Raw genomic sequence first — 14,180 nt, 5'->3', positions numbered from 1 at the left:
GCTCACGGAGGCCCCGCGCCCCCCAGCGCAGCGACGACATCAGTTCTTCTTGTAGCCGACGTAAGTCACGCCGACCACGGCACCCTTGTCGTCCTTGATCGGGTTGTAGCAAGCGTTGAACGGCGTGCCGAGCACATCAACGTCGCCGCAGAAGGCCTGCCCCTTGGACACCGCTTCATAGGCCTTGGCACGGGCCAGGCTGGTGCCCACGCCACGCTTGCCCTCGGGCGTCAGCACATTGGTGGAGATGCGCACGAAATCATCGCCGCTCTTCACGAACACGGTGGCCGTGGCGCCCGACTTCTTCTTGATGTCATCGACGATGTCGTAGTTGTTGTTCAGCTTGCGCGGGCCGAAGAACAGCCCCGGCGCCTGCTTGTCACCGGCCTTCTCGGTACCTTCCAGCTTGGCCGCCCCCAGCTTGGCGAGGCGGGCATCCAGGTCCGCGATGGTGGCCTTGGGATCGTTGGCCAAAGCGGCCAATGGCATCAGTGCGGCGCAGAGGCCGACGACCAGAAAGGAAGGAGTGCTAACTTTTTTCATGCTGATTGACTCACCAAAGTAACTGGACACCGGGTGATCGATCCGCGCCTGATTACCCAACGCGAACTCACGGCTTTGATTCTTGTTGATCCAGATCAAGTGCGGCCGCGGCCGCACGTGCTCCGTAAGCACTACGTCACGGTTTGAAATCGTTCGCAGCGGCGTTCGTCAGCACGTTCGTTCCCTCCCAGGCCGACAACCACCCGAGCCGTCGCGCCGTCCTCGTGACTCGCTCAGCCAGCGGTCAACCGGGCAGGGCCAGCACCTGCGCCAACACGGCAACGGCAATCACAGCGGGCTGCTTGCCCGCCACGCCCGGCACACCGATGGGGCAGACGACCTGGGCCAATTCGGCCTCGCCGAAGCCCCGCGCCACCAGCCGCTGACGAAAGCTCGCCCATTTGGTGCGGCTGCCAATGAGGCCGATGAAGGACAGGTCGCCGCGCTCGCGCTGGCGCTTCAGACAGGCGACGACGAGGTTGAAGTCCTCGGCATGGCTGTAGCTCATCAGCAGCACGGCCGCGCCGGGCGCGAGGTCGGCCACGGCGTCGGCAATGGGGTCGACGGCCTCCTGGCGCCAGTGCGCCGGGGGCAACTCGACGGGGAAGGCATCCTCGCGGCTGTCCACCCAGTGCAGCACCAGCGGCAGCTCACGCACGATGCGGGCGATGGCATGGCCCACATGGCCGGCGCCGAACAGCGCCAGCGGCCGCAGCGGCTCGACAGGCAGGCGGGCCTGCAGATCCTCGCCAACGGCCACGCGCTCGAAGCGCAGCCACACGACGCCGCCGCAGCATTGCCCCAGGCCCGGGCCCAACGGGTAACGGACCTCATCGTCCAGCGCGCCGCCGGCCAGCGCGGCCCGGGCGCGGGCGATGGCGTCGAACTCCAGATGCCCGCCGCCCACGGTGCCGGTGAAGCCACCGGCCGTGACCGTCATCCACGCGCCCACTTCGCGGGGCACGCTGCCCGACGTGCGGGCCACGGTGACGAGGATCAGCGCTTCAGCTGCCACGGTAGGTCGAATAGCTCCACGGCGACGCGAGCAGCGGCACGTGGTAGTGCGAGGTCTCGTCGGCGATGCCGAAGTCCAGCGGCACCTCGTCCAGGAAGGCCGGCTCGGGCAGCTCGTCGCCGCGCGCGCGGAAATAGGCCGCGAGTTCGAACACCAGCCGGTAGCGGCCGGCCGTCAGGGCCGCGCCCTCCAGCACCGGGCCGTCGGCGCGGCCGTCCCCGTTGAGGTGCAGGCTGCGCAGCCATTTGGGGCCATCCGCATCGAAACGGTACAGCCGCACGGCCATGCCCGCCGCCGGGCAGCCGTTGGCGGTGTCCAGCACATGTGTTGTCAGTTTGCCCATCGACGCTCCGTTGTCTTTTGCCTGGGGTGGCTTGATGCAAAGTGTAGGGATGAGCACTGCCCGCTATCCCCGCGACCTCGTCTGCTACGGCGAGAACCCACCGCATGCGCAATGGCCGGGCCAGGCCCGCGTGGCCGTGCAGTTCGTGCTGAACTACGAAGAGGGCGGCGAGAACTCCGTGCTGCATGGCGATGCCGGCAGCGAGCAGTTCCTGTCCGAGATGTTCAATCCGGCCAGCTACCCGGCCCGGCACCTGAGCATGGAGGGCATCTACGAGTACGGCTCGCGCGTGGGCGTGTGGCGACTGCTCAAAGAGTTCGAGCGCCGCGCGCTGCCGCTGACCGTGTTTGGCGTGGGCATGGCGCTGGAGCGACACCTGGACGTGACGCAGGCCTTCATCGAGCTGGACCACGAGATCGCCTCGCACGGCTGGCGCTGGATCCACTACCAGGGCATGGACGAGGACACCGAGCGCGCCCACATGGCGCAAGCGATGGCGTCGCTGAAGCGCCTGACGCTGGGCCGCGACCCGCACGGCCTGGGCTGGTACACCGGCCGCGACAGCCCCAACACGCGCCGCCTCGTCGCCGACTTCGGCGGCTTTGCCTACGACAGCGACTACTACGGCGACGACCTGCCCTTCTGGCTGCAGGTGAAGAAGACCAATGGCGACCTGGCGCCGCACCTCGTCGTGCCCTACACGCTGGACTGCAACGACATGCGCTTCGCGCTGCCGCAGGGCTTCAGCCACAGCGAGCCGTTCTTTGAATACCTGAAGGACAGCTTCGACGTCCTCTACGCCGAAGGGGCCGAGAGCCCGAAGATGATGAGCATCGGCATGCACTGCCGGCTGTTGGGCCGCCCGGGCCGCCTGCGCGCACTGCAGCGCTTCCTCGACCACATCGAGGCGCATGACCGCGTGTGGGTCTGCCGCAGGCTGGACATCGCGCGGCACTGGCAGGCCACGCACCCCTTCGACCCCAAGACCGCCTTCCTGTGGGAATGATGACCCTCGACCACCTCAACACCGCCAGCGCTGTCGACTTCGTCGCGCTGCTGGACGGCACCTACGAACACTCGCCGTGGATCGCCGAGCGCGCCGCGGCTTGCCGCCCGTTCAAGACAGTCGCCGCGCTGAAGGTGGCGCTGGCGCGCGTGGTGCGCGAAGCCAGCGTCGATGAGCAGCTGGGCCTGATCCGCGCCCACCCCGAGCTGGCCGGAAAGGCCGCCGTGGCCGGCGAGCTGACGGCCGAGTCGACGAACGAACAGCAGAAGGCAGGGCTGACCGCCTGCACGCCGGAGGAGTTCGCGAAGCTGCAGCAGCTCAATGCAGACTACAACGCGCGCTTCGGCTTTCCGTTCATCCTGGCCGTGCGTGGCCCGCGTGGCACCGGCTTCACACGGCACGACATCATCGCCACCTTCGAGCGCCGACTGCGCGCGCACCCGGACGTGGAACGCGCCGAATGTCTGCGCCAGATCCACCGCATCGCCGAGATCCGCCTGAACGACAAGTTCGGCGTGACGCCCGCGCTGGGCCAACAGCTGTGGGACTGGGCTGCCGCGCTGGCCGTGCACAGCGAGGACGAGACCTTCCTCACCTGCACCTACGCCACGCCCGCGCACACCGACGTCGCCGAGCAGCTGATGGCCTGGATGCGTGACTGCGGCTTCGACGAGGTCGGCCGCGACGCGGTGGGTAATGTGATCGGCGTCTACCAAGGCACCGGTGACAAGCGCCTGCTCACCGGCAGCCACTACGACACCGTGCGCCGCGCCGGCCGCTTCGACGGGCGGCTGGGCATCTTCGTGCCCATGCTCGCCGTGCGCGAGCTGCACCGTGCCGGCAAGCGCCTGCCGTTCGGGCTGGAAGTCGTCGGCTTCTCCGAAGAAGAGGGCCAGCGCTACGCGGCGACCTTCCTCGCCTCAAGCGCGCTGACAGGTGCCTTCGAGCCGGCCTGGCTGGACCAGGCTGACGCCGCCGGCGTGACGCTGCGCGACGCGATGCGAGACGCGGGCCTGCCCGGCACGCTGGACGCCATCGCGGCGCTCCAGCGCGACTCCGCGCGCTACCTCGGCTTTGTCGAAGTCCACATCGAGCAAGGTCCGGTGCTGGACAGCCTGGACCTGCCGCTGGGCATCGTCACCAGCATCAACGGCAGCCGCCGCTACACCGGCGAGATCGTCGGCCTGGCCAGCCACGCCGGCACCACGCCGATGGGCCAGCGCCGCGATGCGGCCGCAGGCGTGGCGGAGCTGATCCTATTCGCCGAGAGGCGCGCGGCCAGCGTGCCCGACGTGGTCGCCACGGTAGGCATGCTGGAAGTGCCCTCGGGCTCCATCAACGTCATCCCCGGCCGCTGCCGGTTCAGCCTGGATCTGCGCGCCACGACCGATGAGGCCCGTGACGCGCTGGACGCCGACCTGCGCGCTGAGCTGGACGCCATCTGCGAGCGCCGCGGCCTGAGCTTCACGCTGCAGCCGACGGTGGCCGCCAATGCCGCGCCCAGCGATGCGGCCTGGCAGTCGCGCTGGGAGGCCGCCGTCACGGCGCTGGGCCTGCCGCTGCACCGCTTGCCCTCCGGCGCCGGCCACGACGCGATGAAGCTGCACGAGCTGCTGCCGCAGGCCATGCTGTTCGTGCGCGGCGGCAATGGCGGCATCAGCCACAACCCGCTGGAGTCGGTAACGGTGGATGACGCCGAGCTGGCCATCGTCGCCTTCCAGCACCTGATCGAGACCCTGCATGTCTGAAACGCTTGACCGCTGGATCGCCCAGCACTTCGACGACGAAGTCCGCTTCCTGCAGCAGCTCGTCCACATCCCCACCGACACACCACCCGGCAACAACGCGCCGCATGCCGAGCGCACGGCGGAGCTGCTGACCGCGCTTGGCTTCGAGGTCGAGATGCACGCCGTGCCCGCCGCCGACGTGCAGGCGGCCGGCATGCAGTCCATCACGAACCTGATCGTGCGGCACCGCTTCAGCGACGACGGCCCGACGATTGCGTTGAACGCCCACGGCGACGTCGTCCCGCCCGGCGAAGGCTGGACGCATGACCCCTACGGTGCCGAGATTGCAGACGGCAAGCTCTACGGCCGCGCGTCGGCCGTCAGCAAGAGCGACTTCGCGACCTACACGTTCGCGCTGCTGGCGCTGAAGAACGCGGGGCTGCCGCTCAAAGGCGCCGTGGAGCTGCACTTCACCTACGACGAGGAATTCGGCGGCGAACTGGGCCCGGGCTGGCTGCTGAGCCAAGGTCTCACCAGGCCCGACTTCCTCATTGCCGCCGGCTTCAGCTACCAGGTCGTCACCGCGCACAACGGCTGCCTGCAGATGGAGGTCACGCTGCACGGCCTGGCCTCGCATGCGGCCTACCCGCACACCGGCGTGGACGCGCTGCAGGCCGCGACCCAGCTGCTGACCGCGCTGTACGCGCACAACGACGTGCTGAAGACGCGGGTGTCTGCCGTGGCCGGCATCACCCACCCCTACCTCAACGTCGGCCGCATCGAGGGCGGCAGCAACACCAACGTCGTGCCCGGCAAGGTCACGCTGAAGCTGGACCGCCGCATGATCCCCGAGGAGAAGCCAGCCGAGGTGGAAGCCGAGGTGCGCGCACTGATCGAGCGCACGGTCGCGCAATCGCCCGGCATCAAGCTCGACATCAAGCGCCTGCTGCTGGCCCACCCGATGACGCCGCTGCCTGGCGCCGCACCGTTGATCACCGCGCTGCAGACGCATGGCGAGGCCGTGTTCGGCGAGCCCATCCCGACCTCGGGCACGCCGCTGTACACCGATGTACGCCTCTACACCGCCCACGGCATCCCGGCCGCCATCTATGGCGCCGGGCCGCGCACCGTGCTGGAGAGCAACGCCAAGCGCGCCGACGAGCACCTGGTGCTGGATGACCTGAAACGCGCCACGCAGGTGGTGGCACGCACGCTCGCGGAACTGCTGGAGCGCCGCTCCGGTGCATGAGCGCACGAGGCACGGCCCCGGTGCCGTGCGCAGGTGCACGGCTTCCCCCTAGGTTGTAGGCACAGAGCTTGCAAACGTCCCCATCGGGCGCACTGCCGCGCCCGATGCAGACGGAGATTGCATGCGACTGACACGCCGCGCCCTGATCACCCTGACGGCCGCCCTCGTTGCCTGGGGCGCCGCCCCCAGCGCCGCGCTGGCGCAGACCACCCCCGTCAAGTTCCAGCTCGACTGGCGCTTCGAGGGCCCGTCCGCGCTCTTCCTGCTGCCCGTGGCCAAGGGCTACTTCAAGGCTGAGAAGCTGGACGTGACGGTGGACGCCGGCAACGGCTCGGGCGGCGCGGTCACGCGCGTGGCCTCGGGCGCCTACGACATCGGCTTCGCCGACATGGCCGCGCTGATGGAGTTCCACGCCAACAACCCCGACGCGCCGTCCAAGCCGGTGGCGGTGATGGTGGTCTACAACAACACGCCAGCCGCCGTGCTGACGCTGAAGAAGAACGGCATCAAAACGCTGGCTGACCTCGGCGGCAAGAAGCTCGGCGCCCCGGTGTTCGACGCCGGCCGGCGCGGCTTTCCCATCCTGGCCAAGGCCAACAAGCTCGGTGCCGTCAGCTGGATCAGCATGGACCCGCCGCTGCGAGAGACCATGCTGATGCGTGGCGACGTGGACGCCATCACCGGCTTCTCCTTCACCTCGCTGCTCAACCTGGAGGCACGCGGCGTGAAGACGGCCAACGTGCAGGTCTTCCCCTACGCCGAGCATGGCGTGAAGCTGTACGGCAACGTCATCATCGCCAGCCCAAAATTCGTCAAAGAGCGGCCCGAGGCGCTGAAAGCCTTCCTGCGCGCCTTCACCAAGGGCGCCAAGGACGTGTTGGCCCAGCCCGATGACGCGATCGCCTTCGTCAAGGAGCGCGACGGCCTCATCAACACTGACCTGGAGAAGCGCCGCCTGCGCATGGCCATCGCCGACGTCATCGCCAGCCCCGACGCGCGGGCCGACGGCTTCGGCCAGCTCAACGCGGCGCGGCTGTCGCTGATGGCCAGCCAGGTGTCCGACACCTACGCCACCAAGACGCGCGTGGACGCCACGGCCGTGTGGAACGGCGGCTTCCTGCCGTCCGCTTCGGAACTGAACATCCTGCCCAAGAAGTAAGCCGTGGAAGCCTTTGTTGACTTCCGGGACGTCTGGCTCGCCTACAACGACGAGCTGCTGGCTAAGGCGCAGTTCGCCGTCGAGGCGATCGACCTGAAGGTCGCGCGCGGCGAGTTCATCGCCATCGTCGGGCCGTCGGGCTGCGGCAAGTCCACCTTCATGAAGCTGGCCACGGGGCTGAAGCCGCCGTCGCGCGGCGAAATCCGCGTGGACGGCAAGACCGTGCACGGCCCGCTGAAGATCAGCGGCATGGCCTTCCAGTCGGCCTCGCTGCTGCCCTGGCGCAGCACGCTGGCCAACGTGATGCTGCCGCTGGAGATCGTGGAGCCCTACCGCTCGCAGCTGCGCACCCGGCGCGCCGAGTTCGAGGGCCGTGCCCGCGCGCTGCTGGCCCGTGTGGGGCTGGCCGGTTATGAAGACAAGTTTCCATGGCAGCTGTCCGGCGGCATGCAGCAGCGCGCCAGCATCTGCCGCGCACTCATCCACGAACCCCAGCTGCTGCTGCTGGACGAGCCCTTCGGCGCGTTGGATGCCTTCACGCGCGAGGAGCTGTGGTGCATGTTGCGCGACCTGCAAGCCGAGCAGGGCTTCAACGTCATCCTGGTCACGCACGACCTGCGCGAGTCGGTCTTCCTGGCCGACACCATTTACGTGATGAGCAAGAGCCCAGGGCGCATCGTGCTGCGGCGCGAGGTGCCGCTGCCACATCCGCGCGCGCTGGAGGTGACCTACACGCCCGAGTTCGGCGAGATCGTCCACGAGCTGCGCGGCTACATCGGGGCGCTGAAAAAGGCCGGCGCGGAGATCGCCCAATGACATTGCAACGCCATGCCCACTGGGTGCTGCTGGCCCTGCTGCTGGCCGTCTGGCAGAGCGTCTGCGGCCTGTTCGACGTGTCCGAGTTCCTGTTCCCCAGCCCGGCGCGCATCGCGCAGCAGTTCTGGGAGCACCACGCCACCATCCTCGCCCACGCGTGGCGCACGTGGTGGGTCACGATGGCAGGCTTCGCGCTGTCCATCGTCGTGGGCGTGCTGCTGGGTTGCCTGATGGGCAGCTCGCGCCTGGCCTACGCCGCCATGTACCCGCTGATGACGGCCTTCAACGCGCTGCCCAAGGCGGCCTTCGTGCCCATCCTGGTCGTGTGGTTCGGCATCGGCGTGGGGCCGGCGGTGCTGACCGCCTTCCTGATCAGCTTCTTCCCCATCATGGTCAACATCGCCACCGGCCTGGCCACGCTCGAGCCCGAGCTGGAGGACGTGCTGCGCGTGCTCGGCGCCCGCCGCACCGACGTGCTGTGGAAGGTGGGCCTGCCCCGCTCCATGCCCTACTTCTTCGCCGCACTGAAGGTGGCCATCACGCTGGCCTTCGTCGGCACCACGGTGTCCGAGATGACGGCCGCCAACGAGGGCATCGGCTACCTGCTGATCTCGGCCGGCTCGTCCATGCAGATGGGCCTGGCCTTCGCCGGCCTGCTGGTGGTGGGCGCCATGGCCATGGCCATGTACGAGCTGTTTGCCGTGCTGGAGCGCCACCTGACCGGCTGGGCCCACCGCGCCGCGTGATTTCACAACCCAAGGAGAGACGCATGAACCAGAAGACCCTGGCCGCCGGCCTGATCACGCTGCTGAGCCTGCCCGCGCTGGCACAGAGCAGCATCACGGCCTATGGCCTCGTCGACGTCAGCGCCGGCATCAGCAAGGCGCCTGGCGCGTCGGCCTCCGTGAAGAGCGTGGACAGCGGCAAGATGACCACCAGCTACTACGGCTTCCGCGGCGTGGAAGACCTGGGCGGCGGCCTCTCAGCCACCTTCAACCTGGAGGGATTCCTGCGCGCCGACATCGGCGCCAGCGGCCGCTCTGCCACCGACACCTACTGGGCGCGCGCCGCCAACGTGGGCCTGAGCAGCAAGGAATGGGGCACGCTGCGCATCGGCCGCAACACCACCACGCTGTTTGTCGCCACGCTGAGCTTCAACCCCTTCGGCGACTCCTTTGGCTACTCGCCCAGCATCCGCCACATCTTCACCAGCAACACCGTCACTGGCGACTCGGGCTGGAGCGACTCGGTGCTGTACACGACGCCCAGCTTCAGCGGCTTCACCGGCAGCGCCTTCGTCGCGGCGGGCGAGGGCCAGGGCGGCCGCAACGTAGCGCTCAGCGGCACGTATGCCGCCGGGCCTCTGGCCGGCTCGCTGGTCTACCAGAAGGTGCAGAAGGACGGCGGCACCACGCCGGTGGATGACACCGAGGTGACGATGGCCAGCGGCTCCTACGACTTCGGCGCCGTCAAGCTCTTCGGCCAGTACGCCAGCGCCGAGAACCTCACGCGTCGCATCGACTACAAGATCTACGAAGCCGGCGCCAGCGTGCCCCTGGGTGCGGGCAAGCTGCTGGCGCAGTTCGGCAAGATCAACCCCAGCACCGGCGCCGCGCGCCAGACCTGGACGGTGGGCTACGACTACTTCCTGTCCAAGCGCACCGACCTCTACGCCATGGCCATGAACGACAAGCTCAGCGGCCAGAGCGCCGGCCGCAGCGTGTCGGTGGGCATGCGGCACCGCTTCTGACCCCGCCCGCCGCCAACGCGCAAGGGCCTGCGCGGCCGGGGCCAGCGGGCCATGCCTAGAATGCCGCCCGTCATGCGCTCCCTTACTCACGTCCAAGCGCGCCGCCAATCCTGGTGGCTGCTGGCCGTGTTCGTGCTGGGACTGCTGGCGCCGGGCGTCAGTGCGGCACTGGCCCATGCGCGGGGCGATTTCTCGGCCTGGCAGGACATCTGCCGCTCGCCCAGCGTGGGCCGCGCGGCCGAGCCCCGGCCCATCGAGAAGGCGCTGGACCTGCTGGCCAACGGCCACTGCGCAGCCTGCCACCTGAGCGCCACCGACCTCGCCCCGCCCCCGGCCCTGCCGGCGGTGCAGGCGCCGCTGGGCTTGGTGGCCGAAGCCCCCACCCGCTTCTGGACCGCCCCGGTCACGGCCCACGCCTGGCGCCCGGCCAGCGCGCGCGCGCCACCCGCCTCGATCTGAGTCCCCTGCCCTTCCCGGCGGCCTGACGGCGCCGGGCCAGCCCCGGCCGCCCGGCCGGGGCCGACTCCGATCACTGTTCATTCCATGACCCAGATGTCCCTCGCGGGGCTGGCGATCGCCTGCCTCGCCCCGGCCCTCACGCCGCTCGCCCACGCCCAGGGCGTGGCCACCGACGCCCAGCTCGCCCCGGTCACCGTGACCGGCAGCGCCACCCGCAACGGCCTGCCCGCCGCCGTGCCCGGCAGCACCGCCAGCAAGACCGCCGACCAGCTGCGCGAGCAGAACCTCTTCAACCCCGAGGACGCGCTGAACTACGTGCCAGGCACCGTGGTGCGCAAGCGCTATGTCGGCGACCGCAACGCGCTGCTGGCCGGCCGCAGCTTCGGCACGCTGCAGCCCTCGCGCGCGCTGGTCTACCTGGACGGCTACCTGATCAGCAACTTCCTGGGCCGCTTCGACGCGCCGCGCTGGAACATGATCTCGCCCGAAGCCATCGCCCGCGTGGACGTGCTCTACGGCCCCTACTCGGCACTGTTCCCGGGCAACTCCATCGGCACCACCGTGGCCATGAGCCAGCGGGTGCCGCAGGGCTTCGAGCTGTCCGGCCGCGTGGTGGCCAGCAGCCATGACTTCCAGCAGTACGGACAGGCCGAGCGCTTCGACAGCGGCCAGTTCTCTTTGCATGTGGCCAATCGGCTGGCGGGCGGCGCCTGGTTCAGTGCCGACCTCAACCATCAGGACGCCACCGGCCAACCCATGCAGTGGCAGACCGCGGTGGCCAACGCGGCCGGCAGCTTCCCGGCTGTGACCGGCGCGGCCACCACCGTTACCGGCATCGTCTACGACACTGATCCCAAGGGCCTGAAGCGCGCCGTGTTCGGCGCCAATGGCGGCGCCATCGACCACACCGTGCAGGACACGCTCAACCTGCGCGGCGGCCTCATGCTCACGCCCACGCTGGAGGCCAGCGCGATGGCGTCCTGGTGGCACAACGACACTGAGACGCGCAACCAGAGCTGGCTGCGCGATGCGGCCGGCAACACGGTCTGGTCCGGCGTCGTCACCGACGGCACGAACCGCTTCAGCATCCCTGCCAGCGCCTTCGCGCCGTCCACACGGCAGGAGACCCACCAGCAACTGGGTGCCACGCTCAAAACCCGGCGCGGGCCGGGCTGGAACGGCTCGCTGGTGGTGTCCGACTACCGGCTGCTGGCTGACGACGCGCGCCAGGCCAACACCCCCGATCCTGTCGCCGCAGCCGGCGGCGCCGGCAGCCTCACCCGGCGCGACGGCACCGGCTGGAACACCGCCGAAGTGCAGGCCAGCTACACGTCCACGGCTGGCGACTGGGGCAACGGCCGCCATGCGCTGGCCCTGGGCCTGCACCGCAACGGCTACCGGCTGGAGAACAGCGTGGCCAGCCTCGCGGACTGGCGCAGCGGCAACGGCACGGCCAGCCAGTTCTACGGCGGCAAGACCGAGATCACCGCGCTCTACCTGCAGGACGCCTGGCGCTTCAGCGACGACTGGATGCTCACGCTGGGCTGGCGCGAGGAGCGCTTCCAGACCCACAGCGGCCGCCAGCTGGGCGGCGGCGTCACCGTGGACTACCCCGGCCGCAGCCTGCGCGGCCACTCACCCAAGGCGGCACTGGCCTGGGCCGCGTCGGACAGCCTCACGCTCAAGGCAAGCGCCGGCCGCGGCGTGCGCTTCCCCAACGTGGAGGAGCTCTACAACGGCACCGTCACGGCAACCAGCCAGACACTGTCGGACCCCACACTGAAGGCCGAGACCGCCGACGCCGTCGACCTCAGCGCCGAGTTCGAGGGCGATCGCCAGCGGCTGCGCGTGTCGCTGTACTGGGACGACGTGCGCGACGCCATCCTGCGCCAGTCCACCACGGACGCCGCGGTCTGCAAGACCACCGCCACCGGCGCCAGCAGCTATACCTGCGTGCAGAACGTGGACCGCGTGCAGACGCAGGGCATCGAGCTGGCCTGGCAGGCGCAGGACCTGGGCCTGAAGGGCCTGGCCCTGGAGGCCAGCGCGACCTACACGCTGCGCAGCGAGGTGACCGCCAACGCCCGCGACCCGGCCATGGTGGGCAAGTGGTGGCTGCGCGTACCGCGCACCCGCGCCGCGCTGCAGGCCAGCTACCGGCCCGACACGCACTGGCTGTTCGCCGCCGGCTGGCGCCACCAGGGCCGCGCCTACAACGACACCTACAACCTCGACGTGAACCCCAACGTCTATGGCGGTGTCTCCAAGCTCAACCAGCTGGACCTGCGCGGCGCCTACAAGTTCACGCCGCAGCTGGAGCTGGCGCTGGGCATCAACAACCTGACCGACCAGCACGCCTACCAGAGCCACCCCTACCCGGGTCGCACGCTGTTCGCCGAAGTGCGCTTCAAGCACTGAAGGAGGGCTACATGAGCACGATCTCCGCATCGTCCGCGCTGAACCGGCTGTTCTGGCGCCTGCACTTCTGGGCCGGCCTGGTGGCCAGCCCCATCATCCTGTTCGCCGCGCTGACCGGCCTGCTCTACGTCTTCACGCCGCAGATCGAGGCCTGGCGGCATGCCGATGTTGACCACGTCACGGTGGGTTCACAGCGCCTGCCTCTGGACGCCCAGGTGGCTGCAGCCCTAGCGGCCGCGCCCGACGCGGCGCTTCGCTACGTCGTGCCCGCCCATGCAGCGGATGACAGCACGCAGGTCTGGCTGCGCGCACCGCACGCCCACCACGGCGCGGGCGAACACGACCACGGCCTGCCGTCAGGCAGCATCGTCTACGTGAACCCCTACACCGGCCAGGTGCTGGGCCAACTGCAGGAGATGGAACGCTTCAAGACCTGGGCCAAAAAGCTGCATTCCAACGCACTGCAGGGCGACGGCTGGCGCTGGCTGATCGAGCTGGGCGCGAGCTGGATGCTGGTGCTGTTCGCCACCGGCCTGGTGATGTGGTGGCCCAAGCCGCAGGCCCGTGGCGGCGATGGCTGGCGCGCCCTCGTGCCACGCTGGGGCCGCGGCCGCGCGACATGGCGCGACCTGCATGCCATCGTCGCCATCGCGCTGGGCCTGGTACTGGCCATCGTGCTGGTCACGGGCCTGACCTGGGCCGAGCACAGCGGTCAGCGCTTTCGCGCAATGCAGGCCTCGCTGGACCAGAACGCCCCCAAGGCGCCCAAGTCTCTGCGCTCGGCGCCCGGTGACGGCCCGCACCTGGGCTGGCAGGCTGCGCTAGATCGCAGCGTGGCGCAGGCACCCGACATCGCGATGCAGATCACACCACCGGCAGGTGCCGACGGCGTGTGGCGCGTCGAGAACTTCGACCGCACCCAGCCCACTGGCCGCTTCCAGCTCGCGCTAGACGCCCGCAGCGGTGCCACGCTGTTCGCCAGCGGCTGGGAGCGGCTGCCTGCACTGGCCCGTGCCACGGCCGTGGGCATCCCCTTCCACCGCGGCGAGTTCGGCGTGTGGAACCAGGTGCTGCTGGCGCTGGCCGCGCTGGCAGCAGTGTTCTCGGTGGTGTCGGGCCTGGTGATGTGGTGGCAGCGCCGCCCTCGCGGCAAGGTGGGGGCGCCCACCCTGCAGGCACGCGCGCTGAAGGCCGTGCCGCTGTGGCTGTGGCCGCTGATGGCCGGCCTGGCCTGGGCGCTGCCGGTGTTCGGCTGGAGCCTGCTGGTGATGTTGGCGCTGGAGGCCCTGGCCCGGCTGCGCGCCCGCGCCCGCGCCGCCGGCTGAGGCTGCCGCTGAAAAAGCCGGGCCCACCCCGGCTGATCGTGGGTTTGTTCACGCACGGCTGCGCCGATGATCCATCCCGTCACCAGTGCACGGCCCCCGGCAACGCTGCGGCCCCTGGCGAGACGGCACCGCGAGCCGTCCGCGACCCTCCAGGCCCGCATTGCGTCGCCCCCACCGGGGCCTCGCCAGACTGGCCGCCTGCGCTGTGATCCACGCCGCAGCCCCATGCCCGCCGCCAGGTGGGTGTCCCGGGCGGTGTGAAGCGCCCCTCGCCCCGACGGCTTGCGCCGGCGGGGCTTCTTCTTTGCCGCCGCGCGTCATGGTCCGGCTCACGCAGGCGCTGTCTCAGCCGCGTCAAAAACGCGGGCGA

At 69.7% G+C, this 14,180-nt stretch carries 13 protein-coding genes; 10 read left to right on the top strand and 3 right to left on the bottom strand.

What is annotated here, in order from left to right:
* Window positions 1-39 precede the first annotated feature (39 nt).
* From ACG0Z3_RS20910 to uraH, 3 genes are all read right to left on the bottom strand, one after another.
* A complete protein-coding gene (locus ACG0Z3_RS20910) occupies window positions 40-642 on the bottom strand; it encodes a Cache 3/Cache 2 fusion domain-containing protein (RefSeq protein WP_394401346.1) in 603 nt (200 codons plus the stop codon).
* Window positions 643-787: 145 nt separating this feature from the next.
* Window positions 788-1,558 (bottom strand): xanthine dehydrogenase accessory protein XdhC, encoded by a 771-nt coding sequence (gene xdhC, locus ACG0Z3_RS20905; protein ID WP_394401343.1) that lies wholly within the window; start codon window positions 1,556-1,558, stop codon window positions 788-790.
* Complete coding sequence (uraH, locus tag ACG0Z3_RS20900) at window positions 1,548-1,901, bottom strand: hydroxyisourate hydrolase (RefSeq protein WP_394401341.1); 354 nt, start codon at window positions 1,899-1,901, stop codon at window positions 1,548-1,550. Before uraH ends, xdhC begins: the two co-directional genes overlap by 11 nt.
* Window positions 1,902-1,950: 49 nt before the next feature.
* On the opposite strand from uraH, the gene puuE reads away from it, so the two are divergent.
* The 10 genes from puuE to ACG0Z3_RS20850 all read left to right on the top strand — a co-directional run bounded on the left by puuE (window position 1,951) and on the right by ACG0Z3_RS20850 (window position 13,810).
* On the top strand, window positions 1,951-2,907 hold the full coding sequence (gene puuE, locus ACG0Z3_RS20895; RefSeq protein WP_394401339.1) for an allantoinase PuuE: 957 nt from the start codon (window positions 1,951-1,953) through the stop codon (window positions 2,905-2,907).
* Window positions 2,904-4,655, top strand: coding sequence for a 2-oxo-4-hydroxy-4-carboxy-5-ureidoimidazoline decarboxylase (gene uraD, locus ACG0Z3_RS20890; protein WP_394401337.1), 1,752 nt, complete (start codon window positions 2,904-2,906; stop codon window positions 4,653-4,655). The genes puuE and uraD overlap by 4 nt, the downstream gene beginning before the upstream one ends.
* A complete protein-coding gene (locus tag ACG0Z3_RS20885; RefSeq protein ID WP_394401335.1) occupies window positions 4,648-5,883 on the top strand; it encodes a M20/M25/M40 family metallo-hydrolase in 1,236 nt (411 codons plus the stop codon). Before uraD ends, ACG0Z3_RS20885 begins: the two co-directional genes overlap by 8 nt.
* Window positions 5,884-6,004: 121 nt before the next feature.
* A complete protein-coding gene (locus ACG0Z3_RS20880) occupies window positions 6,005-7,042 on the top strand; it encodes an ABC transporter substrate-binding protein (protein ID WP_394401332.1) in 1,038 nt (345 codons plus the stop codon).
* A 3-nt stretch (window positions 7,043-7,045) separates the two neighbouring features.
* Window positions 7,046-7,858, top strand: a complete 813-nt coding sequence (locus ACG0Z3_RS20875) for an ABC transporter ATP-binding protein (protein WP_394401329.1) — start codon at window positions 7,046-7,048, stop codon at window positions 7,856-7,858.
* The gene (locus ACG0Z3_RS20870; RefSeq protein ID WP_394401327.1) at window positions 7,855-8,604 is read left to right on the top strand and encodes an ABC transporter permease; all 750 of its coding nucleotides are present in this window, start codon (window positions 7,855-7,857) and stop codon (window positions 8,602-8,604) included. The genes ACG0Z3_RS20875 and ACG0Z3_RS20870 overlap by 4 nt, the downstream gene beginning before the upstream one ends.
* Before the next feature lie 23 nt (window positions 8,605-8,627).
* Entirely contained in the window at window positions 8,628-9,608 is a 981-nt protein-coding gene (locus tag ACG0Z3_RS20865; RefSeq protein WP_394401326.1) for a porin, read from the top strand.
* 72 nt (window positions 9,609-9,680) lie between these two features.
* Window positions 9,681-10,067 carry a DUF2946 family protein gene (locus ACG0Z3_RS20860; RefSeq protein ID WP_394401323.1) on the top strand — a complete coding sequence of 129 codons (387 nt, stop codon included), beginning with the start codon at window positions 9,681-9,683 and terminating at the stop codon, window positions 10,065-10,067.
* 84 nt (window positions 10,068-10,151) lie between these two features.
* Window positions 10,152-12,485, top strand: coding sequence for a TonB-dependent receptor (locus ACG0Z3_RS20855; RefSeq protein WP_394401320.1), 2,334 nt, complete (start codon window positions 10,152-10,154; stop codon window positions 12,483-12,485).
* 11 nt (window positions 12,486-12,496) lie between these two features.
* On the top strand, window positions 12,497-13,810 hold the full coding sequence (locus ACG0Z3_RS20850) for a PepSY-associated TM helix domain-containing protein (protein ID WP_394401317.1): 1,314 nt from the start codon (window positions 12,497-12,499) through the stop codon (window positions 13,808-13,810).
* The last annotated feature ends 370 nt before the right edge of the window (window positions 13,811-14,180 follow it).

This window comes from Pelomonas margarita, assembly GCF_043555875.1.
In the GTDB taxonomy this organism is placed as follows: Bacteria; Pseudomonadota; Gammaproteobacteria; order Burkholderiales; family Burkholderiaceae_C; genus Pelomonas; species Pelomonas margarita.
The sequence above is the reverse complement of the archived record's forward strand: the minus strand, read 5'-3'. Positions and strand labels throughout refer to the sequence as shown.

Coding starts and splice junctions, on each gene's coding strand:
- ACG0Z3_RS20860 (WP_394401323.1), top strand. CDS start 9,681: ATGCGCTCCCTTACTCACGTCCAAGCGCGCCGCCAATCCTGGTGGCTG.
- ACG0Z3_RS20870 (WP_394401327.1), top strand. CDS start 7,855: ATGACATTGCAACGCCATGCCCACTGGGTGCTGCTGGCCCTGCTGCTG.
- ACG0Z3_RS20865 (WP_394401326.1), top strand. CDS start 8,628: ATGAACCAGAAGACCCTGGCCGCCGGCCTGATCACGCTGCTGAGCCTG.
- uraH (WP_394401341.1), bottom strand. CDS start 1,901: ATGGGCAAACTGACAACACATGTGCTGGACACCGCCAACGGCTGCCCG.
- puuE (WP_394401339.1), top strand. CDS start 1,951: ATGAGCACTGCCCGCTATCCCCGCGACCTCGTCTGCTACGGCGAGAAC.
- ACG0Z3_RS20850 (WP_394401317.1), top strand. CDS start 12,497: ATGAGCACGATCTCCGCATCGTCCGCGCTGAACCGGCTGTTCTGGCGC.
- uraD (WP_394401337.1), top strand. CDS start 2,904: ATGATGACCCTCGACCACCTCAACACCGCCAGCGCTGTCGACTTCGTC.
- ACG0Z3_RS20880 (WP_394401332.1), top strand. CDS start 6,005: ATGCGACTGACACGCCGCGCCCTGATCACCCTGACGGCCGCCCTCGTT.
- ACG0Z3_RS20855 (WP_394401320.1), top strand. CDS start 10,152: ATGACCCAGATGTCCCTCGCGGGGCTGGCGATCGCCTGCCTCGCCCCG.
- ACG0Z3_RS20885 (WP_394401335.1), top strand. CDS start 4,648: ATGTCTGAAACGCTTGACCGCTGGATCGCCCAGCACTTCGACGACGAA.